The organism is Enterocloster bolteae (genome assembly GCF_002234575.2).
Classification (GTDB): Bacteria; Bacillota; Clostridia; order Lachnospirales; family Lachnospiraceae; genus Enterocloster; species Enterocloster bolteae.
In genome coordinates, this window is record NZ_CP022464.2 from 6358068 (window position 1) to 6383309 (window position 25242).

General features: G+C 47.4%; 24 protein-coding genes, 1 tRNA gene and 1 pseudogene. 1 reads left to right on the forward strand and 25 read right to left on the reverse strand.

Annotated features, from left to right (window positions below; genetic code table 11):
* Positions 1-55: 55 nt before the first annotated feature.
* The 10 genes and pseudogenes from CGC65_RS29525 to ltrA all read right to left on the reverse strand — a co-directional run bounded on the left by CGC65_RS29525 (position 56) and on the right by ltrA (position 8273).
* Positions 56-544: an antirestriction protein ArdA gene (locus CGC65_RS29525; RefSeq protein WP_038282373.1), complete on the reverse strand. Its 489-nt coding sequence runs from the start codon at positions 542-544 to the stop codon at positions 56-58.
* Positions 545-674: 130 nt separating this feature from the next.
* Complete coding sequence (locus tag CGC65_RS29530) at positions 675-896, reverse strand: hypothetical protein (RefSeq protein WP_002578437.1); 222 nt, start codon at positions 894-896, stop codon at positions 675-677.
* A 51-nt stretch (positions 897-947) separates the two neighbouring features.
* On the reverse strand, positions 948-2171 hold the full coding sequence (mobT, locus tag CGC65_RS29535; protein ID WP_048928902.1) for a MobT family relaxase: 1224 nt from the start codon (positions 2169-2171) through the stop codon (positions 948-950).
* A 152-nt stretch (positions 2172-2323) separates the two neighbouring features.
* Positions 2324-3722, reverse strand: a pseudogene (locus CGC65_RS29540) (FtsK/SpoIIIE domain-containing protein).
* Between the two features lie 36 nt (positions 3723-3758).
* Positions 3759-4136, reverse strand: a complete 378-nt coding sequence (locus CGC65_RS29545; protein ID WP_002578440.1) for a YdcP family protein — start codon at positions 4134-4136, stop codon at positions 3759-3761.
* A gap of 21 nt (positions 4137-4157) precedes the next feature.
* On the reverse strand, positions 4158-4472 hold the full coding sequence (locus tag CGC65_RS29550; protein ID WP_002578441.1) for a YdcP family protein: 315 nt from the start codon (positions 4470-4472) through the stop codon (positions 4158-4160).
* A gap of 183 nt (positions 4473-4655) precedes the next feature.
* Positions 4656-5372: a hypothetical protein gene (locus CGC65_RS29555; protein WP_007037475.1), complete on the reverse strand. Its 717-nt coding sequence runs from the start codon at positions 5370-5372 to the stop codon at positions 4656-4658.
* Positions 5365-5682 (reverse strand): hypothetical protein, encoded by a 318-nt coding sequence (locus CGC65_RS29560; protein WP_007037474.1) that lies wholly within the window; start codon positions 5680-5682, stop codon positions 5365-5367. Before CGC65_RS29560 ends, CGC65_RS29555 begins: the two co-directional genes overlap by 8 nt.
* Entirely contained in the window at positions 5675-6763 is a 1089-nt protein-coding gene (locus tag CGC65_RS29565) for a hypothetical protein (RefSeq protein ID WP_002578444.1), read from the reverse strand. The genes CGC65_RS29560 and CGC65_RS29565 overlap by 8 nt, the downstream gene beginning before the upstream one ends.
* Before the next feature lie 229 nt (positions 6764-6992).
* Positions 6993-8273, reverse strand: a complete 1281-nt coding sequence (gene ltrA, locus CGC65_RS29570) for a group II intron reverse transcriptase/maturase (RefSeq protein ID WP_002578445.1) — start codon at positions 8271-8273, stop codon at positions 6993-6995.
* An 801-nt stretch (positions 8274-9074) separates the two neighbouring features.
* On the opposite strand from ltrA, the gene CGC65_RS29575 reads away from it, so the two are divergent.
* Positions 9075-9151 (forward strand) — tRNA-Arg (locus tag CGC65_RS29575).
* Positions 9152-9499: 348 nt separating this feature from the next.
* Here the strand turns inward: CGC65_RS29575 and CGC65_RS29580 are convergent.
* From CGC65_RS29580 to CGC65_RS29650, 15 genes are all read right to left on the reverse strand, one after another.
* Positions 9500-10882, reverse strand: a complete 1383-nt coding sequence (locus CGC65_RS29580) for a tyrosine-type recombinase/integrase (protein WP_002569112.1) — start codon at positions 10880-10882, stop codon at positions 9500-9502.
* The gene (locus CGC65_RS29585) at positions 10860-11297 is read right to left on the reverse strand and encodes a helix-turn-helix domain-containing protein (protein ID WP_002569113.1); all 438 of its coding nucleotides are present in this window, start codon (positions 11295-11297) and stop codon (positions 10860-10862) included. The genes CGC65_RS29580 and CGC65_RS29585 overlap by 23 nt, the downstream gene beginning before the upstream one ends.
* 104 nt (positions 11298-11401) lie before the next feature.
* Positions 11402-11629 carry a helix-turn-helix domain-containing protein gene (locus CGC65_RS29590; protein ID WP_002569114.1) on the reverse strand — a complete coding sequence of 76 codons (228 nt, stop codon included), beginning with the start codon at positions 11627-11629 and terminating at the stop codon, positions 11402-11404.
* Between the two features lie 30 nt (positions 11630-11659).
* The gene (locus CGC65_RS29595; protein WP_002569115.1) at positions 11660-12040 is read right to left on the reverse strand and encodes a type II toxin-antitoxin system PemK/MazF family toxin; all 381 of its coding nucleotides are present in this window, start codon (positions 12038-12040) and stop codon (positions 11660-11662) included.
* A gap of 488 nt (positions 12041-12528) precedes the next feature.
* The gene (locus tag CGC65_RS29605; RefSeq protein ID WP_002569116.1) at positions 12529-13077 is read right to left on the reverse strand and encodes a sigma-70 family RNA polymerase sigma factor; all 549 of its coding nucleotides are present in this window, start codon (positions 13075-13077) and stop codon (positions 12529-12531) included.
* Positions 13078-13377: 300 nt separating this feature from the next.
* On the reverse strand, positions 13378-13914 hold the full coding sequence (locus CGC65_RS29610) for a hypothetical protein (protein WP_002569117.1): 537 nt from the start codon (positions 13912-13914) through the stop codon (positions 13378-13380).
* A 104-nt stretch (positions 13915-14018) separates the two neighbouring features.
* Positions 14019-14633, reverse strand: a complete 615-nt coding sequence (locus CGC65_RS29615) for an ImmA/IrrE family metallo-endopeptidase (RefSeq protein ID WP_002569118.1) — start codon at positions 14631-14633, stop codon at positions 14019-14021.
* 11 nt (positions 14634-14644) lie between these two features.
* The gene (locus CGC65_RS29620) at positions 14645-15013 is read right to left on the reverse strand and encodes a helix-turn-helix domain-containing protein (RefSeq protein WP_002569119.1); all 369 of its coding nucleotides are present in this window, start codon (positions 15011-15013) and stop codon (positions 14645-14647) included.
* A 131-nt stretch (positions 15014-15144) separates the two neighbouring features.
* On the reverse strand, positions 15145-16107 hold the full coding sequence (locus CGC65_RS29625) for a helix-turn-helix transcriptional regulator (protein ID WP_002569120.1): 963 nt from the start codon (positions 16105-16107) through the stop codon (positions 15145-15147).
* A 28-nt stretch (positions 16108-16135) separates the two neighbouring features.
* The gene (locus CGC65_RS31485; RefSeq protein WP_002569121.1) at positions 16136-16276 is read right to left on the reverse strand and encodes a hypothetical protein; all 141 of its coding nucleotides are present in this window, start codon (positions 16274-16276) and stop codon (positions 16136-16138) included.
* Complete coding sequence (locus CGC65_RS29630) at positions 16277-17155, reverse strand: DUF4261 domain-containing protein (RefSeq protein ID WP_002569122.1); 879 nt, start codon at positions 17153-17155, stop codon at positions 16277-16279.
* Positions 17152-18027 (reverse strand): hypothetical protein, encoded by an 876-nt coding sequence (locus CGC65_RS29635; protein WP_002569123.1) that lies wholly within the window; start codon positions 18025-18027, stop codon positions 17152-17154. The genes CGC65_RS29630 and CGC65_RS29635 overlap by 4 nt, the downstream gene beginning before the upstream one ends.
* Positions 18028-18053: 26 nt before the next feature.
* Positions 18054-18830, reverse strand: coding sequence for a hypothetical protein (locus CGC65_RS29640; protein ID WP_002569124.1), 777 nt, complete (start codon positions 18828-18830; stop codon positions 18054-18056).
* 16 nt (positions 18831-18846) lie between these two features.
* Positions 18847-19710, reverse strand: coding sequence for a CbrC family protein (locus CGC65_RS29645; RefSeq protein ID WP_002569125.1), 864 nt, complete (start codon positions 19708-19710; stop codon positions 18847-18849).
* A gap of 15 nt (positions 19711-19725) precedes the next feature.
* Positions 19726-25242 carry an immunity protein Imm33 domain-containing protein gene (locus CGC65_RS29650; RefSeq protein ID WP_002569126.1) on the reverse strand — a complete coding sequence of 1839 codons (5517 nt, stop codon included), beginning with the start codon at positions 25240-25242 and terminating at the stop codon, positions 19726-19728.

Consider the following 25242-nt stretch of genomic DNA (forward strand, 5'->3'; position numbering starts at 1 on the left):
GCCGCCCCTGAATCAAAAAAGCCGCCTGTATTTCCTGAAAGAGATACAGACGGGTCTAACGTAAGATTTCATATACGCCGTGGTTCGTGACGATAAAAGTTCCATCCAATTCCATGTCACGCCCATAGGCTTCATAGTCGATATAGTTTTGTAAGTGTGCCGGAAGTTCTCCAAGCTGTCCGCTTTCTTCCAGATAGTAGCGTGCTACGTCCGCCATATCGTCACAGCCGGAATGGCAGATAATATCGTCTTCATGCTCACAGAGTTCTTCGATACTGCCAAAATAGGATTGCAGCTCTGATAGTTCCTCCTGAATGTATTCCGGTAAGTCCTCCACCATTTCACACAGGCGGTTGATTTCCTCAATGGGGGTATATTCGTCAATCTCAAATGGCAGCTCATAATCATGGATGGCGTATTCCTCATATTCATCATTCAAACCGATACGCTCTTTGACTTCCTCAAAGTCCACAGGTGGCGTGAACCATGCCCCCACTAATTCGCCCTCATTGTATTTTCCTAAGTTGGCAATGTAAATCCGCATTTCTTCCACAGTGTCACCTCCATTCTCTGCCATGCTTCTTTTGGGGAGTTACACTCCCCAAGCCCCTAGTGGACTTCCGCCATGAAGCAATCAGAGCTTGCTCCATAACGGAAGTGTGATATGTTTTTTTCTATGCACCGATAATCTTATTGAACAGTTCCAGTAAGATGTCCTTTACACCATCCGCATTGAAGACAAGACCAACCGCTATAAGGGACACCACCAGAAAACCGATAAGTTTGGAAAATTCCCTCTTAAATCCGAGGTACAGTCCAATCACCACGATTGCCAGCAGAACAAGGGACTGGGCGTTGGATAAAAACCAGTTGTAAAGATTCTGTCCGAAATTCATAAAAGCTCCTTTCTTTCCTGTAAGAGTTCTTAGGTTCCAAGATTGCCGCCGTTAAAGCACCACCTCCTTTGCAGCGGCGGCTTGCTGCTTCAGGATTTTTTCGTGCTTCTCTGTCAGCTTTGCATGGGTGATGATGTCATGGACAATTTGGGTGTGGTTCATCTTATCCAGACGGAGAGCCAGCTTTAATGTAGGAGCTACCTGATGGGAGAGCCAGTGCAGGGTGCGTTCAAAGGAATAGGGTTCCGGTTTGGTTGTCAGTTTCAGGCTTCCCCTGTGTTCCCCTATAAACCACGCCCATTCCTCACTGATACGCCAGTCAGAACGGGGCTTCGTATCGTCCCTGTCCACGAACCGGACATAGCGGTTGATGATTTGAAAGGCTGTCCGTTCTGGATTGTCATGTTCTAACAGGTCACGGATGGCGTAAAAGGCACGCTCATTTTTCAGCCGGATTTCAAAGCGGTTCTTTACCTCTGCGTACGCAATGGGAATATCATGCTTTTTGTATTGCTCATAGTCCTTTTCGTAAATGCAGAAGTACACCTCACTTTGGAGGGAGCCGATATACAGGGTGTTCCCCATACATTCTTTTTCCTCACGCCGTACCAGTTCGCCGCTGCGGTAGCTTTTGAAGCTGCGGAAGACCGAGATACATTCCTCATTCCGGCACTTCTCTGTCAGATGGGGAATGTTTAGGATTCCCGTTTTATCATTGATAGCAAGGTCAAGTCGCTTCATTACGCCGTCCTCCATGAGAACATCCATAAAAAATTCATACCAGCTCCGTTCCTGTGCCAGCAGATAGCTTTCAAACTGGCGGCAGCCACGCCCTTTCAGTTCCAGCAGCACCCCTTTTTCCAGTTCCGGCGATACCAGAACGAAAATATCACCCAGATAGTAATGCTCCGTGTAAGAGTAGAATCCGTAGTCTTCATGGATAAAGTAAGGCAGCTTTAGCCGCAGTACGTCTTCCACGATATGCTTCACATCCGTAGTGGGGAAGCGAATCCGCACATAGTCAAAGAGCATTTCAAGGGGAGCGTCTGGATTGAAGCGTTCCAGAGCTTCCGTGATGGCTTCCTGTAATGCTTTGGATGGGTGAGCCTTGCCCGTTTCAATATCGCTCAGGTACGGACGGGTGATTCCGGCAGCTAACGCAAGTTTCTGTTGTGAGATACCGTAAGCTGCCCGTTTCTCCCTGATGTCCCGTACCCATGTTTCTTCATTCAGTGAAAATCCCTCCTGTCTAAAAAAGCGTATGCCAACTTTCAGAGCCTTGTTGACATACGCCGGATATGGGGAAAATCCCTTGTGTACCGTGGGATTCTGCCCTGTTGTTTGGTTGTTGCCTGTCGATTTGTACCCCTCTGTTAGATACGAGGGGTTCCTGCTGGCGTGCCTTGCGGCACACCAGCCACAGCAGGTCAGTCCGTTTCTGCGGCTTTCGCTTCGCACGCCGCCTGCACTCCCTGCCTGCTGTCTATGAGCTTTTTTATTTCTTTGAGGAAATCGTGTCCTTTTGGCACAAGGGGCGTGTAAAACTCTGAGATAACGCTGGTTCCCACATCCACATAGCCACGCCCTTTTATCTGCTTTAGGAAGAAATCCTTTGTGGTTTCCCCGAACATCATCCCATAGCCCATTTCCGACATCCGCCCCAGAGCCACACGGAAATTGAACTGGTCACGGATTCCGTCCCCCAAGATACTTTGCGTCCGGACGCTGGCAGGCGAGAATCAGGAAAAATCCAGCCTGCCGCCCAAGCATAACGATTTGTTTTAACTTATTTAGGACAGCAGCGTTTTCCTTTGTGCCGAGCATTTCCATAAATGCCACATATTCATCAAAGATAAGGAAATTTGCCGGAAGCCCAAGGTAAGCGTAGTTTTCCCCTGTCCGGTAATTGTCCATGAGCTTCATGTCTTCGCTGCGTTTCATCATTTCTTCGTAGAAACGGTCAATGCAGGCGAGCATATCTTCCTTTTTGTAGTACACATCCGGCATAACTGCCTGTAAGTCCGCAAGGTCGGCGTTTTTTGGGTCTAACACGGACAGGACGGCGTTGGTGCGGAGCAGGGCTTCAATAAGGGTCAGGATGAAGTAGGTCTTTCCGCCGCCGGTTCCTCCGGCAATGAGCATATGGGGGAGCTTGTCATAGTCCCACCAGACATTTTCCATGAGCCGGAGCCTGCCGTCCTTTGCCTGTACGTCCTCAATGGAGATACGGCTGGCAATGGTATCATAGAGCAGGGTGTACTCCACATAGGAATCCTTTAATTCCTTATCCGTCAGCTCACAGTACAAGCCGCTTTCCAGCTTTTTCTCCAAGTTTAAGAGCTGTTCCTGATATTTCCCCAAGGTGATTTCCACACGGATATGGAGCAAGCCCTGTTTCATCCGGTAGTAGATTTTGGGAAAGTAAGTGATGGTTTCTTTGGAACGGCTGGAAGACAAGTCCTTGAAAAAAGCGTCATCCTTTCTCTGTTCGGATTCATACCACTTGTTTTCTAACACCATCCTTGCCAGCTTTTGGCGGTGGATGAGCTGCTTTACTTCGTCCCTGCGGTATCGCCAGAACAGAAGAATTACTGCAAGACACACCAGCCCTGCCACGCCCATGCTGAATAACAGGTAAGGGATATTTACATCCTGTGCTATCTGTGAGAGGGACACTTCCTGCCAGTTGGTTCCGGCTATTTGCCGGATATGAAACAGCAGGACAACCAGCAGGAAGACAGGGAACAGGGCGGCAAGGGCAGTATGGAACACAAAGTCTTTATCCGTGGGACGGATACGTTTTCCACGGAGGAAAAGCTGCTTCATGGGACAATCCTCCTTTCGCTTTCTTTTATGTTCCTGTTATTTTACAGGGGGAGCGTCTTTCTTCGGCAGCTGCGGATTCATGGCAGCCCCTTTTTTCAGGACAATATCATCTGCCTTGATGTACCAGTCCACTTCTGCCCCTTGAAAGGTAGCCGTTGCCACGGTGTCTGCCACAGGATGGATGATTTCCACCTCTGCGTTGTAATCAAATTCCTTTAACGGCACGCTGGCAGGGATGGAAACCTGAATCATACGCCCCTGTCCTCTGGATTTTAAGTCATAGGTACGTTCCTTGATTTCTTCTGATACCGAACCATCTTCATTCTGGAGGTGAACCTCACGGCGGAGGGCAGAAAATTTCAATGCCCCGAATGTTGCTTCCTTGTCAATCACGATTCCGTTTGCTAATCTCATAGTCTGATGTCCTCCTTTTCCTTACGCTTTTACCATATCGTCAGCGTGCAAAATGTAGTTGGTAAAGCCCCGTGTGCCGATTTTATAGCCCTCTGCGGTGATACGGGGATTGACGAGCTTCACACGTTCCTCAAAGTCAAAATGTTTCTCTCCGGCTTCGGCAGGGAGGATAACCACAATATCATCCGCCCTCTGTACGTCTGAATACAGGTTGAAGCTACGGGAGAGTACCGCCATGCGTCCGTTGATTCTACGCTGTTCTGTTTTGTCTTCTCCGGCAAACTCCAAGTTGCCGAATGTCTTTTCCATGTTGGGGATAACGAATTTTAATTCCATATAGATGTACCTGTCCTTTCTGAATGTTGTGTTTGATGGTTAGTTTTGGGTTCTGGTTTGAAAGCCGGAGGGGAACGCTCCGGCGGTGGTGGTTTCTTCGTAGTATCACGTCCTTTCTGGTTTTGGGGTAAAAAAATAGACGCTCAGTTTTGAACGTCTATAAGGGAAATACTTATTAACTTTTTAGTCTTCTGCTGGATGTTTTGAAAGATAACGGGAATAATCTGTGTCAAATTGTAAAGATTTCAACTGTTCATCTATAATTTGTAATAGGTTTTTATCGTTAAGGATTGCTTCAAATTCTTTTATAGAGAAATCAATAATGCAATATTTATCTTCCAATTTCTCCTTATGGAGATAAAATTTTTTTATTAGTCCAGCACCATTACTCCATCCGGTTCCGCTAGTACCATAATACGAAAATAAAATGCCTATTTTTATGTTGGTTGTCAAAAGCAAACTACAAAATTTTCCTATGTATGTAACACTAACGGCTTTGTCGTAATTTTTACATTCTCCTAAAAAGGTATCGAGTTTTGGGTCAATCAGATGATATGTCAACAAAACTTTCCCTTGAGGAGTTAAAGTAACGATTTGGTCTATTTCATTCGTTGAAGTTCGTAAGTTTCTATCTACATTAAAAATATTTCCAGAGATAGTTAAGAGATAAGAAACTAAATTTTCTAAAGCTTCTCCCTTTAAGTTATGTAAATTTTTAGGTGCATTGTCTGTAGGGGAACTGTCATGAAGCTGTTTGAATTTTTCAAGTAATTCTTTATAAATGTTTTTTTGAGCTTCACTAATTTCACAAATTTTTTCGTATCTTAATTTATCAGATATACTATTAAGGACATTTAATGCCTTAGAAATTTCTTTATCATCTGGCATAATATCAATCATCACGTACCACCATATATATTAAAAATGAATTTTCTATTGAGGAAAGTTCGCTATGGCAGAGTTCACATTCAAAAGTTTCAGGTAACTCATTAAACAAACGTACTGTCCCCATAGATTTTTGGCAATTACTACAATATAATTCATAATAACTTTGCAAAATTCCTTGCTTTTCCAATTCAGATAAAAAATCATAGATTTCAGGAATAGATAAGGAAAATTTTCTTTTCAAAACGCCAGGATAAATCCACATATTTTTTCTATAATTCTTGAAAAAATTAGTTAAGGCAATGCTATCTATATTTTTATTCATTTTGTGTTGTATCGTCATTTCTATGATTGACAATGTATTCGATAACATAATTCATTCGCTCCATTCCAATTAGCACATTACTATAGTAATATTGTATTAAACAATAAGATTTATTCATGTAATTAAAGACAAACTTAACACGGTTACTTCGTGTTTTTATTTCATTTTCCCATAACAATTCAATCCAAGGATAATCGGACATTTCTTCCATTTCAAACATAAATTGTTCTAAGGCTTCTCTGAAATCAGGTACTTTTTCTAATTCTGCCTGATTGTCATTTAATAGTGAGCGTAGTTCTCCGATAAATGGTAATATATATTCTTGATTGTTGCCGACATCCAGTTGTGCGTTTCCACCATTAGGTAATTTCATGGATTGAGCAATAAGTTTTACATTTTCATCACGTTTGCATACATTAACCATAAAGTCTAAATTTAGCGGAATCAAATCGCACTCAAAATGTTCTTTAAAATAATCAGACATTTCCGCAATTAAGTTGGAATATATAGTCGGTTCTTTTTTGTCGGATAAAAAGACCCTTTTTAAAACATCAAAACGAAATTCTATCAATTCTCCTTTTTCATGAAATACAACTAAAAAGGGATATTTAGTTAAAAATTCTTCCTGTGTGAGAGGATGAATAGCTGCATATGCCAAATTAAATTTCAAAAAATAGTATCCATCCATAGAGTATGCAACAGGTTTTACGAAAGATGTATATAAGTAATCATTTTCATAAGTGTTTTCAAGAGGAATGATTTCCTTTGCTTTTTTTAACGTTGATGAAAAATCGTCGCAGGTAAAAATAACGGAATACTTATAATCTTTTAAAAACTCCCATTTTTCTAAAGCATATCCAGCTCTTTTGCTTTGGTGAATGCAGGTTACAAGCTGTTCGGATAATGTTTTTTCTGAAATATCTACAGTTTCTAGCCCCTCTATGTATAACTGTCCCGAAGTATCTGTTTGTTTAGTCGCAATTCCGTGCTGAATGAATTGTTTTACTAAATGGCGTTTTACTTTATCTGAATAAGCCATTACTGTTTTTTCAAGATATTCTAAATAGTTGTTTAACTGCATACAATCCCTCTTTTCTGTGCATATATCTTTCGTTATCCTGATTATACTTGATATAAGTGCAAAAAGCCATGCACAAATCAAAATTTTTATAGGATTTTCGATATATACATAATAATAAAAGTTTTGGTGCTATTGCATATATAAATCGAGTAGGAGGAAGGCGATTATTTCGCCTTCCGACCTCTCACACCACCGTACGTACCGTTCGGTATACGGCGGTTCAATCAACTTAACATGTAACAGCCTTTTCGGCGTAGTAGTCTTCCATGGATACAAGACCAAACTTAGCTAGTCTCTCTTTACTGATACAAATGTGGAGATTCCAGCTTCTGCACACTCTGGCATATCCTTTGGCATATGAAATGCCATGTGCCGCATTTGGCGGCAGACCAAGTTTGATAAGATTCTTTTCCCTGTTCTTTGGCGTTTTCCAGTGTTTCCATATGCACATGCGCAGTCGATACCGAATCTGTCCGTCCATTTTTGCGCACAGCCTTTTCATGCTTCCGATTTTGAAATAATTTATCCACCCTCGGATAAGCCGGTTGAGTTTCCCAATTTTATAACCATTGCCCACTCCCCAGCTCCTGCTTGTATATTTCTTCATCTGCGCCTTGAACTTTGCTGCCGCTTTCGGGTGTGGTCTGGCTTTGTACCCTTTGGCAAATGAGTCATAGTAAAATCCAAACCCCAGATACTTAATGCCCTTTGGTTTATCAACCCTGCTCTTTTCCGCGTTCACTTTCAGTCCAAGCTTTTCCTCTATAAACCGAGCCACGCTCTTCATTACCCGCTCTGCCGCCTGTCTGCTCCCGACCATTATAATAAGGTCATCTGCATACCGGACGAAATCCAGCCTCCTTGCTTCCAGTTCTTTGTCCAGCTCATTTAACATGATATTTGCTAACAGCGGCGAGATATTTCCACCCTGCGGTGTGCCGACTACCGTATCTTCATACTCATCATCAATCATTACGCCGCTGACCAGAATCTTTCTTACCACCGATATGACATCTCCGTCCTTTATTGTCCGTCCGAAAATCGTCATCAGCTTGTCATGGTCTACTGTGTCAAAGAATTTCGCTAGGTCGATATCCACTATCCAGTTGTGTCCGTCATTCATCATTTCCAATGCTTTAAGGACTGCCTGCTGTGCACACCGCTTGGGTCTGAATCCATAGCTGTGGTCGTGAAACTGCTCCTCAAATATCGGGGTAAGCACCTGTGCCACCGCCTGCTGTACAAAGCGGTCTACTGCTGTTGGCACTCCAAGATTTCTTGTACCACCATCGGGTTTGGGTATCTCCACCCTGCGGACTGGCTTCGGCTTATACTTCCTCGTCCGCAACTGTTCCTTAATGTTTTCGCCGTTTTCCGAAAGATATGCGCCAAGTTCTTCAACGGTCATCCCGTCCACGCCTGCCGCTCCTTTATTCCTTACGACTTGCAGATACGCCGCATTTAGATTATCCCTGCTTAATATCTGCTCCATGAGACTGCTTGTGTCCATGCGTTGTTTCCTTTCTGCCCCTTTTGCCTTTGCCGCCTTTGAAGTCATCGACAGGCGTATGCTCCGGCTACGAAGTGGAACGTACTTCAACTGATTGATTGTTCAGCCCTTCGCTCCGTCCCCATTACAGGAACTTCCTCACTACTATGGCTTCTGCTGACTTCTCACAATTCGTTGTTACTACGGCTAATGAGACCGCCTGTGAGACCTCCCCAGTTAAGGTGCGTGTTCTTTTCCTCCATGTACCTGCCGCATTTACTCGTACTTCCGGCAACCTTTTGGACTTCAGTGCCTTTTGCCACCTTATCCGTATTTCCGAGCCTTATATGCGGTTCCTGTCCGTCAGGTCAGAGGTTTGCTTACAGCTTCTTTCAGATTCCGTCTCACGGCGGACACCCTTGCTGTTCGGCTATGTGCTTCGTTGTTGCCTACGCGCACTTGGGACTTTCACCCATTAGAAAACGCCCATGCTGGGCAAACAAAATAGACGTTTCATGTTTTCACACAAAACGTCTATTCCTTGCATTATGGAAAAGAGTATCGTATAATCTTGATAAATGGTTTCCTAGCTGGAACTGAGCCAGCTAACACGTTGCTAACACTTTTGTTACCAGTACAGGACATTTCGTGAATCTATCTTCCGCACAGACCTCACGCTTTTCCTGTATTATAAGGTGTTAGAGGGTATTACAGGAGGTTAGAAACTACTTGCTGCAAAAGGACCTTTAGAACTCCTAAGGTTATGCTCTACCGGCCGCCTTACGATGAAAAGTGATTGTTACCATTTTTAATTGAATAGATGTCTCTGTAGCTCAGCAGGATAGAGCGTTCGCCTCCTAAGCGAAAGGCCGTGGGTTCGAATCCCGCCAGGGACGCCAGCAAACACGCCGAAAACCTTTGATTTATCAGGGTTTTCGGCTTTTCTTATTTCTGCGGCTTTTGTGGATTTTTTGCAAAAAACCTTGGTTTGCTAACATTTGCTAACGAGATTTGGCCTTTTGCTAAGAAAGGCGGTAAGTCAGAGGTTCGATTTTTACCAAAGGAACTTGCAAACATTTGTTAGCAGAAATTAGAGGAAGTTGCAAACAAAATCGCGAATTTGCTAACATCGCTCAAAAATGCTTTCAGAACCTTGCTAACAAAAAAAGTGTTTGGTCACTGTGCAAAGTGGTTCAAACGAAGAAAACCTCTCACAAAGTGAGAGGCGTTCTTCTGAGGGAGGGACTTTATAAAGCTTTTGCCAGCTGCTTGAGCAGTGCGGCAGTTTCGGGATTTTTAAGCAGTTCCAGTATCTTCGCTGCATCACTTTCAGTGACGGCAGTATCCGCAGTTTTAGGCTCTGTATCTTCAACAGGATCAGGAGTCTTGGATGAGTAAAATGCTTCCTCCAATCGCTGAGCGTTTATGCAGCGATCCTCGTCGATGATGTGAGAATAGACATCTGCAACCATTTTTACCTGAGCATGACCAGAGTCGCCCTGGACGGATTTCATATCGCCGCCATTGAGTTTCAGCTTGTAGGTGATGCTGGAGTGGCGGAGAGAATGGAATACAACATGAGGCAGTCCGTTTTCTTTGATAAGTTTATTGAAAGCACGGTTAATCACCTGGCTTTCCATCGGACGGCCATTGCTGGAGCAAAAGACCAGGTTATTGTCGATGTATTCGTCTCCAAACAGATCCATCAGCTCGTCGATTTCTTTTTTTCTCTCTACCAGCATATAGGCAACTGTTTTCGGCAGGTACACGCGGCGAATACTGGTTTTGGTTTTAGGCTCTTTCAGGACCAGAGCAGTATGGGTACTGGCTATGCAAGGTGGAAACTTCTTAATAACACCTTTGTCGCTCAAATCGTCCAATGCACCTCGTGTAACCCGTTGCAGCTCTTTGTTGACGAATATATAAGCTGAACCATTTTCTATGCTCTGTGGTGCAATATCAATGCAGTCCCAGGTAAGGCCCAGCATTTCGCCAATGCGTAAAGAGCAGGAAAACGCCAGATTTAAGGCAAGGGAGAGGATAGGATCATCACAGACTTCCATCGCCTTGCTCAGCGTTTCGGCAGTCCATATATCCCGTTCTTTATGTTCTTCTTTGGGAAGTGTCGCATTCAGAACAGGGTTACGGCTGATTAGTTCCCAACGCACCGCCTGATTAAAGGCACTGCGAAGTAGCTTGTGAATTTCTCTTACTGTATGCGGGGTCAGATATTCGCTTGTGGGTTTGCGGTTGTTGACGCTTACCGTTTTCACAGAGAGCAGATCGCGGTAATACTTATCCATCATCCTTGGAGTGATGTCGGATAGTAACATATCTCCGATAATAGGAGTTATGTAGTTTCTCGCCAGACCACGGCGGCTTTCATATGTTGACATTGCCCATGTATTTACACCATAGATGGACATATATTCATCGAGCAGATCGTTCAGGGTCTTTGCCGTAGGAATAAAGAAGGTTCCAGAGTCCTGCTCATACTCAATTTGCTTTTTTCGTTTTTTTGCTTCTGCATTTGTGCTGAAGGTTTCCCAACGCTGTCTGCGTTTTCCGTTTTCATCTGTGTAATCATACACCACAGAATATTTGCTTTTACGCTTCACGATAGATGCCATTTTCATTGCTCCTTTCTGAGATTTTCACATAATGAGTTTGCTTTTGATACCAGGCTTCAAAACTGCTGGTAATGATACGAATTCTTCGATCAATCAAGGTCGTCTCAAAATAGCCCCTTTTAACAAGGTCATAAGCTGTGCCAGATTTCAGCCCCAAAAGATCCGCCATTTCTGGAACTGACATCGTAGTATGCCTCCATTTCTCTCCGGGCGGTGTACCATCCACTTTTTTATAGTGGAACTGGCCGGCATACCAATCTTCAAAGCTATCCAGCATAACTCTCATTCGTCCGGCCACTTGAATTGTTTTGAAATAGTTCTTTTTAACCAACCAATAGGATTCTACTTTACCAAGCCCAAGCATTTTGCCCATCTCTGGTACAGACATACTGGTCTTTACTCTTTGTTTTTGCATGGCTTTTGCCTCCTCTATAAAGTTTTTCTTGCTATGGCCTCATTGTAAGAGAAAGCAGAAAAAAAGTTAAGGATGTCGATTTGGAGATCGGCATCCTTGACAAATCATTCATCTGCGTGATCCAGCCAGTCATCAAAGCTCTTTTTGGAAATGCGGATATGACCGCCGACTCTGACGCTGTGGAATACACCTTGTTTTACCAGATTATATGCTGTAGGACGACTGATACCCAGAATGTCCTGAATCTCATCGACCGTATAGGTTCTTTTGTCATAGCTGACAGGATTTTGTTCATTAAATCGGTTCAATTCCGCAATTCTTGCTTCAAACATAAAAACGCCTCCTTTATCCGGTAAGTGGCCTTACGGAGCCTCCATTTCCTCTGGAATATGAATATCCAAACTAACTTGCAGAGCATCATCAATCGCTCTCATTTCTTCGCGAGATACGCGCCCAATGTACGATAAAACACGCCTTTTATCAATCGTTTTAATTTGCTCCAGCAGAACAACAGATTTCAGTCCAAGCTCTGGAACGCTCTCCAGTGCATAGTGTGTGGGCAGCTCCTTTTTCTTAATCCATTTACTGGTGAGCGGAGCTACGATCAAAGTGGGGCAGAAAAAATTCCCCACATTGTTTTGAAGAACCAGGACAGGACGGGTGCCGCCTTGCTCTGATCCAAAATAAGGATTCAAATTGGCATAATATAAATCCCCACGCTTATAAATCCAATCTTCTTTCATGTTCATCCTCCTATGTTTTGAGATTTGATTATGTAAGAAGGAGGCTCTGCAAATTACAGAGTCTCCTTCAATTTAGCGCCTGTTTTATCCCTTACTTGTCCACGACACCCCAGGGATTTGGGTAATCATTAAGCCGCAGGTGGCTGGCCTGCTTCTCAGGAATTTCACCTCCACTTCGTTTGGTCTTACCCATGGCCTGCGACGGTTGTTATCACGCTCGGACTATGGCTGTAAGAGAGCTTTCCTCCTTGTTATGCCATGACCGGATGCCATCCGATGTATTCCAGCCTGATATATTTCTGATAAACCGCAAACTCATCTATACAGCAAAAATGGGTTGGCCTGTTATGTGAGTGGCAGCTCTCAGAAAATATACCGCTGATGTAGCGGCTATTACGCCCAAAGAGGATCAAACTTAATGATTCGTATATGAGGTTGTCAAGGTGCAAGTGAAAGGATTTCCCTCTCACTTGCTACTGCCACTTTTTTTAGAAATCTATAACCAACTTTTTTATTTTTTCTTCAATTTTTTTCAGACGCTTATGAGCTGCGGGCTGACTAATGCCATATCTTTTGGCTAATTGCAGTGTACTTGGCTTTTCCATGCTGTAATAATCCAAGATAAAAGAGCGTTCTTTCTGACTCAGCTGCTGCAAGGCACGGTGCAGATCGGCCATAAGAAGATTACAAATTGCTTGTTCCGCAGTATCAACAGATTCATCCACAAACAAATCTGTATCCTGATAACCTTCCTCTGTGCCGTCACGATCTCCCACATGGGAAGCTGGGAATATAGAGCGGCTTTTCTCATGTTCTTGGAGATAGCGGCTGTGGCGGTCCTCCTGCTGGTATTTTTCAAAATCTTTGCGAGAACATTCCATAATAATGCGGTCATCTTCATCACGGAACATTTTGACTGTTTCAACAAAAAAGCGCCCAGTAAAACAACCATTGCGGCGTGCCTTACTGAACGCTGAAAAACTGATTTCCTCCCATTCCTGTGGGCTGTTATTTTTCCAAATAAATACTCTCGTCATATCCTTTCCTCCGTTCAAATTTTTGGTAGTCAGCGAATTTGAACGGTGTCATGGATATTTTGCTATGTACGCCTCCCAGCGCATACCGGCCTCCTAATACCGGGCAAAGAAAAAGGCCGGAAGTGTTTTCACTTCCAGCCATGTTCCTGCCGCCATATTGCAGCAGGAATGAAAAAAGCCCGGTCAATGCCGGGCCTTATGTAGAAAAGTATCCAATTTAGCACATTCCTGCCACTATACCAAGTATAGCAGGTCGGAAGTCGGAAGGGAGTAGGGATTAGGTCGGGGATTTGTCGGGATTTAGTCGGAATTTAGTCGGGGCAGCTCCTCCAGGACTTCTGGAATAGAATATCCAAACAAGCAAACAGAAAATAAATAGATGGCTTCTCGTTTTCGGTCATAAAAGACACTGCGCTCTATATTTAGTTCTTCCAGCAATTCTTTCTCTGTACTGTTGAACCGATAGATGAATTGCTTAGTCAAAATTTCATAGTAAAGTTCTCCTCGATCTGGATACCGTTTCAGACGAAGGAGTGCGCGGTCAATAATATTGACCAGCATTTGATTTTGAACAAGGCAGCACACTTTTTCTTCAAAGGCTTGCAGTTCAATATCTGGTGCAAAATTTTCAAGATAGCAGAGGCCAGACTCTATATCTTGTTCTCCCATAATCCAAGCAGTTTCTTGTAATTCTTCTGCCCGTTCACTCAGAACCCAGACTACATCACGGTAAATCTTTAGAATCAGCTTACTTCTATGAAACGCAGCGTCGCTGTTAAGCCCCAAAGCTGTTAGCCTGCTGTTACATTTTTGGATTGTTGTACTTTCTTTTCTCATGGAATATCCCTCCTTGTTCGCAATATCGCGAACATATTAGGCGCAAAATAGCATAGAGGAGGAGAGTGAGAGAGGGCAGTGCCTCCCTCTATTCCTCCCTTTGGTTATATCAGGTTCCTGGATTTTAGACGAATCTGCATTGCTTGCTTGGAAACCTCAAAAATATTTGCCATTTCTGCAATGAGCTGTTCATCTGTCCGTCCTATTCTAAGCCGGTAAAAACATTTTTTAATCTGCGGTAAAGGCATTAGCAGAGCAGAGGCCAGAGTGTCTGCCTGACGCTCAATTATGCCATGACTTTCGTCGGAAGAAACATTTCCGTTATAAGCAGCAACATCTCCAGTACCGGAGTACAACTTCTTATGTAGTACCCAATGAGCCAGCTCATGGGCACAGGTAAAACGGAGCCGCCCTAATTTTGACGGATCACAAAGCCGTTCATCAATTAAGATTGTACCGGCTCTTACTGCAATCACTCGATACTGTCTCTGTATCTGGTCATATAAAACAACGGCACCGTCATCGAAAATTGTTTCCCCTAATATCTTGGGGTTTTTTCTTAGTGTATGAAACTCCAGGATTAGATCAAACTTTGTCTCAATAATGGTTTCGATTGGCACAGGACACGGTTGACCGGATAGCAGAGAGGGATCATATTCCATCAGGATTTTTCGCCCTACCGCTTCGATTGCTTCTGTACGGATTTGTGGAATTGACAAAGCTCTCCCCCCTATCGTTTACGCTCCTTTAGCATTTTCATAAATGTCTGCCATTCTTCATCGGTAGCGTCTACTTCTTTTGCCACACGCAAGGCTGCCCGAACAATATCTTTTTCCATGATATAGTCTGGCAAATCAGCAGATACTGTATTGCGTGATTTTGCGGCCAGATCCAAAAGCAACTCATGTTCTGATTTATCCAAATTCAGAAAGGCGGAGATGCGTTCCACAAAATCTCCATTGGGTGCAGGACGGCGGCTTTGTTCAATATCACACAGATAACCGTAAGCAATATTCAAATGCTTGGCTGTATCGCGTAAATTGAATTTGTGCGCCTTGCGTTTCTCGGCTATAAATGATCCAAAAGTTATATTGCCCACAGCATTCACCTCTCATTTGTTCGACGAACTGCGAACATCTTGCTTATATTGTATATCGAACATCTGTTCACTTCAAGGATAAAAATTTCATTTGAAAAGAGGTGTTAAAAATCAATAACACCTCTTTTGCACTATATAAATTCCTGAGCGATTTGCTGCATTTCCGTAATGCACTCTTTGGGAGAGAGAATTTTTATTTTCCCTTTGAATTTGAATATCCAGCCATAAAAAGTTCCACTGGGGTTCACTTCAATTTTGGCTGTGAAGTGTGTATCATCATACCTATCAACAGCAGCATCTTCTCCATAATGATCTATGATTACTCTCATCAATTCGTTTTCACATAGAAGGGTTACTTCCTTCGATGACTCCGATGTAAACATATCAACCATTTTATTTGTATAGGAGGCTACATCAAATCCCTCTATCGGCATAAAGCAAGTTTCAAGATTTTCTATGCTTGTTAGACGATCTACACGGAAGTGAGCAATTTTCTGATGCTTCAGAGAAAATCCAATCAAATAGTAATGGTCATTTTTCCATTCAAGCGCATAAGGATTTACGACATAATAATATCCATCATGCTTTAAGATTTTCTTTTTTTCCTGAGTGTATTCATAGTATTGGAACCGAATTTGCTGATGGTTTCCAATCGCTGTTTGGATATTATCAATGATATAGTAAACCTTTTCATTATGCGGTTTGACACGGCTGGATAAAGCAGCAAATTTTTGAAGTTGCTCTGCCTGATGTGTGCTGGTCAGACGGCATAATTTCTGTACTAGTTCCTCAGATTTCTTGGCAGAAATGATCTTCGAGGATGCTACTGCGTCTGTCAGCATTTTCAGTTCTGGATACTCAAACAGGCGGCTTCCCATAAAATATTGGTTTTGGGTACTCTTGACCACCACAATATCAATTCCTGCATCGATCAGTGCATTGGTATCCGCGTAAACAGTCTGCCGCACTGCCTGAATTCCTTTTCCATTCAGATGGGCAATGATGTCAGATACTGTGGCGGGATGGTTTTCATCGGTCTGCTCATAGAGAAACCGGAGTAATTCCAGTATCCGCATATTTGTTGAATTCTGCATACTTCACCTCCTCGATTTTTAAAATGGCCTATTTTGTATGATGTCCAGCCCCAAAGACCAGGAACAGGGCAACCGCACAGAGAAGCAGAACCATCCAATTCCGGTCTACGATCAGCTTGATCACCGCCACAAGCAGCATTCCGCCCACCAGGAGCACAACGCCGTTCATTCAACGCCCTCCCGCGGCATATTCGCCCATGTGGATGTCCAGCACCCCTCTGGGCGGCTGGATCAGGGCGTCCTCATACTGGCACTTCCACTGGATCTCCCGACACATCCGGCCATCCGCCACGCCGTCTATGGTTTCACCATCCTGAATGGGGTTATCATGTTCCAATATGTACGATGCCACATTGTAGGCGTGGTTTACCACCCAGTTGGGGTCCATGTCGTGGAAGTGGTACTGGAGGTCGGGCAGGAACAGGGTGCTCATGCCCACCGTGTCGATGAGCATATCCTCGGTGCCCTCAATGTTAAAGAAGCGGACATTGACGCCAAAGCGGATGAACCGATCCGAGCCTTCAATCTGGTGAGAACGCACATCCTCCGCCAGAAACAGTTTGCCGCAGTTCTGGAAATAGAATGCCTCACAGGTGGGGTACAGCTCCGCCAGAGCCTCCAAAAAGTCGGCATCCAGGTTGGCACGCTCCAGCGCCGGAAGCGCCGCGGCCAGCATATCGGTGGCTACCACCTGATATTTGCACTCCCGGAAGATCCGCTCCCGGTCCTCCTGGCAGTCCCACATCTGGCTCATCAGGAAGGCATCAAAGCCTTTGCCCTTGAACTTGTCGCATTTCATCACCATCAGCTGCACCGGGCATTTTCCGTCCTTGAACTCTGCAATATGCTCCTGTGCGGCAAAGCCGGCCATTTTCTTATCATAACAGAAGCATTCTGTTGATCCGATGTGCTTCTCCATTACGGCAGTCATTTTTTCTTTATCCGGCATTTCTACCGGCTCTTTGAACAGCATCTGAATGAGATAGGGACCTCCGGGTTGTGGGCCTTTTTTGTCATCCAGGTTTTGTTGGAAAAGTTGATTGCTCATTTGGCTTCCTCCTTCTTCTCCGGGAACAGTTTCCACCGAAACTCCAGCTCTTTCTGGACAAACTCTTTCGGCAGGCCGCGGGGGTTGGCGATGAGATACCATACCCGAAAGGTGCGCTTCTTCGGATCTGTTTCCTGCTGGTAGAGCTGATAGCCCGCCTCATCCTCCTGCGTCCACTGTCCTGTCTGCCGCTTGGCCTGCACAAAGGGTTCCACCACCTGGTCCAGTTCCTCTTTGGTGCGGCTTGAGGCCCAGGCGTGATCCACATCATTGGCGTGGGAGAGGTGGAACAACATCGAACCCATCCAGTTCTTTGCCTTGCACTCCGGCGTTCCGCGCAATTCTGCCTGACGGCGGTACTCCTCCATCTGCTCCGCCGTTCCGTACTGTTCCACCATCTGCTCATCCACATGGATGCACCAGCTGTAATCCTCTGGCTGGATAAAGGGGGCGCAGACCGGATGTAATGCCTCTGCTGGGTCCGTCTCAAAGCGGTCGATAAAGTCAAGGTAGTGGGCTTTGATCAGGGGCAGAAAGGTGTCCAGCAGCCCGGTGTTCAGCCGCAGGTCCTCTGTCAGCATCCGAAAGAATGAAACGCCTGTTGTCGGTTCTATTTTGAAAGAGTAGAGCCGGTCATCTCCCTGCTTTATGATACAGGTGAAGCCCACCTCCACATTTCCATGGCCGATTTCGTAGTCTATGTAGTTGTAGCGCCTCCGGTCAAACCAGATCTGATAGGTCAGCCCGTTTTTCATTTTCTTTTTGAAGTCGCCTTTTTTCAGCCGCTTCCAGCCCTTTTCCTCCAGGCCCAAGCCGTTCCACAAGTAGTCCAGGGCCTCCTGAAATATATCTGCCGGGCGTTTTTGTTCCACGGTCTCCACCTCCTGACGAATCCTCCTTAATAATCAAGCAGGATGGGCACCTGCTGTTCCTCGGCAAACCGCATGGCCCGCCAGAACATGGAGAAGGCGAACTTGGCAAGGGATTGGGTGTCATACTGGGTGTGTTCCGGGATGTCTGCCTTGCTATACTGTCCATCTGAGTCTACGGTTCCGTCTACCGGGTATCCCTCCGTGTCTGCCCAGCCAAGGATGGTATCCTCATCGGCCTGCCATGCCAGCTGGTTCAGCTTTTCCAGCTCCTTCCGCAGTCCGCCCAAGGTGGCGATAGCGACGGTGTCATCGGTGGGCAGAGGGCCTTGGAACAGAAAGCTGTCGGTGAGGGGAAGCCACCAAGTCACGCCCCGAAACAGGGACCACACCCGCTCCTCGTCCGATGCAAGGCGGGCAATCAGGGGATGCTCCCCGAAGATCCAGTCCTTCTCCACGGTGGGAGGCACCGGTTCCTCGTATGTACGACAGGCGGCCACCAGCAGCATAGCGCCGAAGGCATCCCAATCCGGCTTGTCCGTGTAATAGGGCTTCTCATTATCCTCCGGCCAGGGGGCGTAGGGGGGCTGGTCCGGCTGAGAAATGGCGGCCAGAATCTGATCCCGCCAGTTCTCCACCGCCGCCTGAACATTGGTCGGGGACAATTCCTCGTCGTCGGCGGGTTCCCCATCCGGGGTGATGCGGTTGAAGGAATATCCGTTTTCCTCCGCCCACTGCTGAACAACGGTTTTCCAGTTGTGAGAATAGTACCGGGTCAGCGTCCCGGCGTAGATGTCAAGTCCCATAGTGTTTGCCTCCTTTTCAATCAAAATCCATCCAGACCAGGTGCTTTCCGCAGTGGAGGCACTGGAACAGATAGCATTGCAGGTGCCCGCCATTGACGGATTCCCGGATCATATCTTTCTGCTCCTCGTTCCACATGGGATCGCCCAGCACCTCCTCCAGCACATCCAGTGCCCGCAGTTCTCTGGCACCCACATAGCCCAAAAAGGCACAGTAGTCGCCGCAGTGAGCGCGCCAATATTCCTGCTGCCAGCCGGAGTAGCCGGGGGTGCGGTGGATCAGTTCGTCCAGCTTCTCCGGATCGTCTACACCATCGTCCACAGAGAAATCGTCTTGAAAGCTGCCGTCATATTTTCGGGCCGCCTCGCCGCTGGCGATACACTCCGGACACAGATACGCAATTTCATCTACCGAATAGAATGGACCAGTATAGTAGATGTGGGTCGTCTTGCCGCAGCAGCCGCAGATAACACCTTCTTTGGATTCCTCAAAGGCCCCGGTATCCAGCGGGTCCGGGTGATACCGGAAGGCGGGCAGGCCCAGCTGGGCCTGCCGTTCCTTCTCTTTCTGCTTTTCCTCCGGCGTTTTGGGCTTGGGGAGGGCGTAATGATTGCCCCAGTTTTCCGCATAGTCCTTCAAGACGCCCAGCCGCTTGAGGGTCTTTTTATCGGAACGATTTCCGATTTGGCAGAGCAGTTCGTAGGCATCCTCCTTGAAGTCCAGCAGATCATACACATCTACCAGCACTTCCTTGGCCTGCTGATCCTCACTCTGCTCAAGTTCTTCCTTGAAGGTATATAGAGCGCGGACACTGTCCGGACCTTCATTGGTCGCAACAAACTGTTTTTTTAGTTCGATATAGGTTTTCTGATATTCTGTCATTGGTCGCACCTCCCATCAATCCCACCAGAAATACCAGACGGTGGATTGGTGTATAGTATCAGCCAAAGTGCCAATACTTGCATTTTGGTCCAAATCAGGACAAAAACCGTATTGTTCCACAGCTACATCTATGGCCTTCTCCTTGGGGACAGGAGCCGGGAGCAGAAACTCCAGCTCATCGTGGCTCATGGCGGCAGGCACCGCGTCATACTGCTCGAACCAGTATTTCGCCACTGCCATTAGCTCCAGCGTATCAGGACATTCATTCCAGTTTCCGAAGGGCAGGTAGGCAAAGATCTCCCAGGGGTTCTTTACCGGAATTTTAGCCAGAATTAGCGGAACGGTCATATTGGTATCAGAATCCCAATAACTTGCGAAGCGGTCGTTGTTGATACCGCCGTCTATCTCACCAATAATTTCCTCCTCCCAGTCCATATCATCCTCCTCGGCTTCTTCTTTGCGCTGGCCGGTCAATTCCTCCAGAACCGCCTTTCCGTCCTTAACGGGAGCGGAGAGCATCTTCTTCCGGTATTCCTCCACAGCTTTGGGGTTAAATTCATAGCAGTCTGCATCGTTTTCCGGGTCGGCATTCATCACCAGACACTCCAACAGCGTTTCATCCGGCTTGATGAGAACAGGAATAAAGTCCTCCCGCACGCCCAGCCGCCGGGCGTAGCTGTATGCTGACATGATGGGATCATCATCTGCCATAGACGGGAAATAGGTGCACTCACAGTCCAGATACTCCATAATGGCCTGCGCCACCTCGGAAGGCTCCAGCGTATCCTCGTCAAAGTCCTGTCCCTGCCAGTTGACAAAGCGTTTTTCAATGACCTTGGCCATGGCCTGATAGTATTTCTCATCAAAGGGGATAAATAAATATGTCTCCTGTTGAAATTCATTGGAGTGATACCGGGACGGACCAAAATATTTCAGGGCATAGTCATCAATGTCGGCAGGATAATAGGGCGCATCATTTTCTCCATAGTAATAATGGGCAAAGGCACGGCCTTTCTGGTTGAACAGAGCCGAAAATAGACAGCCGAATAACTCCTCCCGGATGAATGTTCGCAGGTCTGTGCTGCCTGGATCGGCTTTGACCTGGTTTACCACATCACCATGCTCTTCCAGGAATTTTTCGCCCATCAAGTCATGCTCCATGCACCAGCGCAAATAAATCGCCATGTGATTGTAGGCGTTGATGGGGTCAATGGGAAGCTCTTTTTCCTCAATGCTCTCAATATGATAGGAAACATCATCCATTCCTATGCTGTCATCGTCAGTCTCTGGCTCTACTTCTGTGGGCTCATAGGAGATTTTCAGAGTCATCTGCTCCTCCGGCAGAGAGACACCGGGGCTGCGGGTGATGGTGTGCTTATCATCCGCAGAAAAACCGATGGTTTCGCCGTCTTGCAGCGTCACATCACACGCCAGCACATAGGAGGCAAGGCTGGCCAAAAAGTCCCGCAGATCCTCCGGCTCGGCGTCAGTGTTCAGCACTTCCATTTCCTCCTTGCCGAACACATCCATGCCGTAGGTGTAGCCGTTTAGGCCCCCCTCGCTCCGGTACAGGCCGAACCAGACCCAGTTGAAGATGGGCAGCTCGTCCTCTTTTATCATATCGGCAAGGCCCTCATAGAAACGAGGCTCAAATACCACGCCGCTGGTGTAGACACCGGTGGCGTATTTCTGCTTGCAGCACACTGCCATCGCCTTGGTGAACAGCTTACCGCGTTCCAGCAGTTTTTCCTCCTCGCCCAACACAGCCACCATGATATGGGCCTTGTGCGCTTTGGTCACTTCTACGGCCTCTGGCCACATATAGTTGTTTTCGGCGTTGATCTCAGCTTCATTGTCCGGGATGTGACCGTGGAAGAGTGTCACGATCAGCATCATTCCGCCGACCCGCATTACCACAGCGTCATCGCTGTTCTCATCGTCTTCGTCGCCCTCATCCGGCTCCTCATCTACGATGCCCCATTCTTCCCGTAGATCCCGAATCAACTGCTCCTTGTCCCACTCTACTTTGGAGAGGAGCACAGACCCGGCAAAGGAGCCCTTATGGTCGGTTTCTTCCTCGTCAGCATCAACATCTTCGTTAAGATCCTCTACATCTTCATCCGGATCATAGAGGGATTCATGCTCCAGTCCGCGGATAAATTCCTCAAAGCTATCTGCCAGATGGGTGATTTTATAGTCATTTTCCTGATCCACATGGACTACCGCAGGCTCTCCCTGGGGACCGCAAGCCCGGTAGTCCAGGAAAATCATATCGTGTCCGGCGCTTGGACAGTCGCAGATGGCCACGCCGATGGCAGGATACTCCCACTCATCGATCATAAACTGACTGCCCATCTCTCCACAGAGGGAGCAGTTCTTTTCCCGTCCGATTCCGAAAATGCCGGTGATGGCCACATGATCATCTGCCCAACAGGTAGGCTCATCGCAGGGATAGCAGGTGTTCATCGGAATGCCACCGTTGTGCTGCTTCATCAGCCAGATATAGGCGGCGGGCAGCTTGTAGCCCAGTTCCTCCTCCACGCTGGCAATCAGCTCATCGGAAGGCGGATCACTGACATATTCTTTCAGTGCATACCAATTATCATCCCAGAAGTTGGTGAGGTCGAAACCCTCAAATGGGGTATCACCGGGCACGAATTTGGCCTTCTTCTTCCGGCTGCGCTGGCGTTTCCGGATCTCCGCCTTACACTCCCGAATTACCGCCGGGGCATTTTCATCCTCCGGGTCCAGCTCTGCCCACCGCTGGGCGTAGGGAATGGCCTTTTCCTCCTGACCATAGAGATACTGATAGCCGTAGGCCATCCGCATATTCCACTCCGCCTTGTCCTGACCTTCCTCCCGGACGGACTCCAGCACCTCAATGGCCCTCTGGAGGGCTTTGTCTCCCTTGAATTTCAAAGTACCCTCATCATGGTCCCCGATGATGGCGTAGTTCTCCAGCGCCCGTGCCAGGGCGTAGGCGGTGCGATAGTTCCTCCAGTCCTCTGGGATGGCATTGATTGCCTGGATGCAGCGGGTGTACTCGTCCTCGTCGTTCCACTGCTCCAGCTGAGCGAAGAATGCTTCGGCGTCCTGTTGGGTATAAGGAATATAGTCCATGCCCGTAAGCGTTTCATCCAACTCGTCATCCTGATTTTCAGTTTCTGTCCCATCATCTTGTTGCTTTAGAGGTACAGAACCGGCTTCACGGCGGAAGGTGTGGAAGATGGCCCATGGGATATCCGTGCCTTCAAAGAACTCTTTCGCCATGTTCAGCGCCTCTCGGATGTCCCAGGCGATGAAGTCCACATAGCCACAGTAGAGGCCGGTGGCCCCGCCGATGAGGGCGAGCATCTCCGATCCGTCCACGGTGGTGAACAATTCCTCCAGCTTGTCCCGGAAGTCGAAAATCTTTTCCGATCCTTCCTCCTCCCGCAAGGTATCCAGGGGATAGCAGAAAAAGCCCGCTACCGCTCCGTCGGCATGGAGATCGTCCATAAAGTCGTTGTCGGCATTCAGATAGCCGTTGATGAGCGGCACACAGCAGGTGGAACCGGCCATTACATCCAGCCGCCAATCGGCGTTGGGGTCTTCATTGGGTTTCATTTCGTAGCCAAGATAGCTCTCCAGATAGGCCTCCGGATCGGTGGAGAGCTCCAGGCCCTGCTCCCGCAGTTTGTCGGGCAGCTGGGACAGGAGGAAGGACGGCTCTGCCTTGGGTTCCTCCAGCACATCAAAACTGTCTATGTATCTCATGTGGGGGATCTCGCCCAGTATCTGATCGGTGAGGGTGGTGAGCATCCACCAGACTCGGCCTTCCGCCTCCCGGAGCATAGGCAGCAGCTTTTCACAGTAGGCGGAGATGTTGAAACTGTTTTCGCCCTGTTCCTCCAGCCAGATCTGCACATCCTCACCGGAGATGTCCCAGCTGTCGTCGGTACGCAGGCCGATATTCTGGGAGGGCTGACGGCCCACAAGGATGTTCCAGTGCTCCAGCACCTCCTTTGGGGCGTGTTTCTGGAAGTAGACCAGCTCAAACAGCTTGACCTTATTACCCTCCGGGGTGAGGATCAGCTCATGCTTTTCGCCATTGAAGCCCAGCTCGAAGGAAATTTCATCAAAAACCAGATTCAGGGTGTCCTCCATTTGGGCCACGAGTTCTGCGCCGCGGGTATGATCTTTGTCCTCATCCATCATCTGGCGCAATTCTGCTTCCATCTCGGCAAAGGTTTCCCACCAGTTCTCTGTCCGCTCTCGGAAGCACTCCGAGAACTGGGGCAGAGAAATGCCTTTCGTGCACCAGTCGATCAAATCCTCAATGTCTTGTCGGGTGTTAAGTTTCGGATCATCACCGGGATGCTGTTCCAGAGCTTTTTCAAAATACCGCAGAGCGCGGCCCTCCTGATCCAGATAATAATAGGCATACCCCATGCGGAAATTCCAGGAATAAGTATCTCCCAGTTCCTCCTCGTGGCACTGCATCAATTCCAGTGCCCGGTGAAGCTGCTTTCTTCCCTCCGGTTCGCTGGAGTCCGCCAGATTGTTGTAGGCTCGCGCCAGCTCCATATCCATTTCCGGGGTACGCTCCTCGGTAGGGATGGCCTCCAGCGCGTCTACGATTTTCTGGTGTTTGTCCTCCTCATGCCACTTCTGGCACTGCTTCAAAATATCCATATCCGGGTCCTCCTCGTCCTCATCCGGTTTCCAGTCTTTGATTTGCTGGAACACGCCGTTCTCATCCCGCTCAAAGGCGCAGGGAGCAGGGGTGTTCAGCAGAGGGATGATGTCGGGATCGTCGTTGCAGATTGTGTTCAGCTTGTAAATCCCGGCATTGTTGGGGTCGTCCATGTACTCCTCGCTCTCATCACCGGCGGTGAAGCGCCAGCCGCTGTCCCAGTCGCCGTCCGGCTTCTCCCGGTAGCAGTAGCCAACCTTGCAGCCCTCTACCGTGATGCGGTTGGTGGCAATGCAGCCATCGGCACCCTTCCAGTCAGAGAGTAGAGATTTCACATCCTCCGCTTTCACATGGTAGTCCCGGTTGCGGCCAGCGGCCTCGTACAGATCCTTCCGCAGCGCCTCCACATCCCGAGCCATCTCCTGGATCTCCTCGTCGTCCATCATCTCGCTGAGGTCGTATTCCAGCGGGTTCTGGGCGAAATCCGCCAGGGACTTGTTCATTGCGTCGTGTTCCTCCGGCGTGGCGGTGATGCGGATACGGCGGGAGGGGGTGTTGTACTCGTCCAGATCTTGGAGGTTCACACTGCCGCTGACGCTGCACTCCAGCAGGATGGCGGCCAGGTCGGTGACCACATCAATAGCAAAGTGAAAATCCATTTCCACACCACTGGAGTGGGTGAACTCCAGATACTCCACAGTCTGGCGGAAGCCCCAGTTCTGCTTGTCCAGCCCAATCTTGGTGAAGATTTCGCTGAGGGGGATTTCCTCTTTCTTCTGGTCTTCTAAAAAGGCCACAAGGTTCAGACTGTCATCCGAGCCTCCGATAAAGTTGCCCCAGTATTTTTTGATATACAT

Excerpts from the sequence above, each read along its gene's own strand:
- CGC65_RS29525 (WP_038282373.1), bottom strand. The coding sequence starts at position 544 with ATGCGGATTTACATTGCCAACTTAGGAAAATACAATGAGGGCGAATTA.
- CGC65_RS29530 (WP_002578437.1), bottom strand. The coding sequence starts at position 896 with ATGAATTTCGGACAGAATCTTTACAACTGGTTTTTATCCAACGCCCAG.
- CGC65_RS29545 (WP_002578440.1), bottom strand. The coding sequence starts at position 4,136 with ATGAGATTAGCAAACGGAATCGTGATTGACAAGGAAGCAACATTCGGG.
- CGC65_RS29550 (WP_002578441.1), bottom strand. The coding sequence starts at position 4,472 with ATGGAATTAAAATTCGTTATCCCCAACATGGAAAAGACATTCGGCAAC.
- CGC65_RS29555 (WP_007037475.1), bottom strand. The coding sequence starts at position 5,372 with ATGATTGATATTATGCCAGATGATAAAGAAATTTCTAAGGCATTAAAT.
- CGC65_RS29560 (WP_007037474.1), bottom strand. The coding sequence starts at position 5,682 with ATGAATAAAAATATAGATAGCATTGCCTTAACTAATTTTTTCAAGAAT.
- CGC65_RS29565 (WP_002578444.1), bottom strand. The coding sequence starts at position 6,763 with ATGCAGTTAAACAACTATTTAGAATATCTTGAAAAAACAGTAATGGCT.
- ltrA (WP_002578445.1), bottom strand. The coding sequence starts at position 8,273 with ATGGACACAAGCAGTCTCATGGAGCAGATATTAAGCAGGGATAATCTA.
- CGC65_RS29580 (WP_002569112.1), bottom strand. The coding sequence starts at position 10,882 with ATGGCATCTATCGTGAAGCGTAAAAGCAAATATTCTGTGGTGTATGAT.
- CGC65_RS29585 (WP_002569113.1), bottom strand. The coding sequence starts at position 11,297 with ATGCAAAAACAAAGAGTAAAGACCAGTATGTCTGTACCAGAGATGGGC.
- CGC65_RS29590 (WP_002569114.1), bottom strand. The coding sequence starts at position 11,629 with ATGTTTGAAGCAAGAATTGCGGAATTGAACCGATTTAATGAACAAAAT.
- CGC65_RS29595 (WP_002569115.1), bottom strand. The coding sequence starts at position 12,040 with ATGAAAGAAGATTGGATTTATAAGCGTGGGGATTTATATTATGCCAAT.
- CGC65_RS29605 (WP_002569116.1), bottom strand. The coding sequence starts at position 13,077 with ATGACGAGAGTATTTATTTGGAAAAATAACAGCCCACAGGAATGGGAG.
- CGC65_RS29610 (WP_002569117.1), bottom strand. The coding sequence starts at position 13,914 with ATGAGAAAAGAAAGTACAACAATCCAAAAATGTAACAGCAGGCTAACA.
- CGC65_RS29625 (WP_002569120.1), bottom strand. The coding sequence starts at position 16,107 with ATGCAGAATTCAACAAATATGCGGATACTGGAATTACTCCGGTTTCTC.
- CGC65_RS31485 (WP_002569121.1), bottom strand. The coding sequence starts at position 16,276 with ATGAACGGCGTTGTGCTCCTGGTGGGCGGAATGCTGCTTGTGGCGGTG.
- CGC65_RS29630 (WP_002569122.1), bottom strand. The coding sequence starts at position 17,155 with ATGAGCAATCAACTTTTCCAACAAAACCTGGATGACAAAAAAGGCCCA.
- CGC65_RS29640 (WP_002569124.1), bottom strand. The coding sequence starts at position 18,830 with ATGGGACTTGACATCTACGCCGGGACGCTGACCCGGTACTATTCTCAC.
- CGC65_RS29645 (WP_002569125.1), bottom strand. The coding sequence starts at position 19,710 with ATGACAGAATATCAGAAAACCTATATCGAACTAAAAAAACAGTTTGTT.
- CGC65_RS29650 (WP_002569126.1), bottom strand. The coding sequence starts at position 25,242 with ATGTATATCAAAAAATACTGGGGCAACTTTATCGGAGGCTCGGATGAC.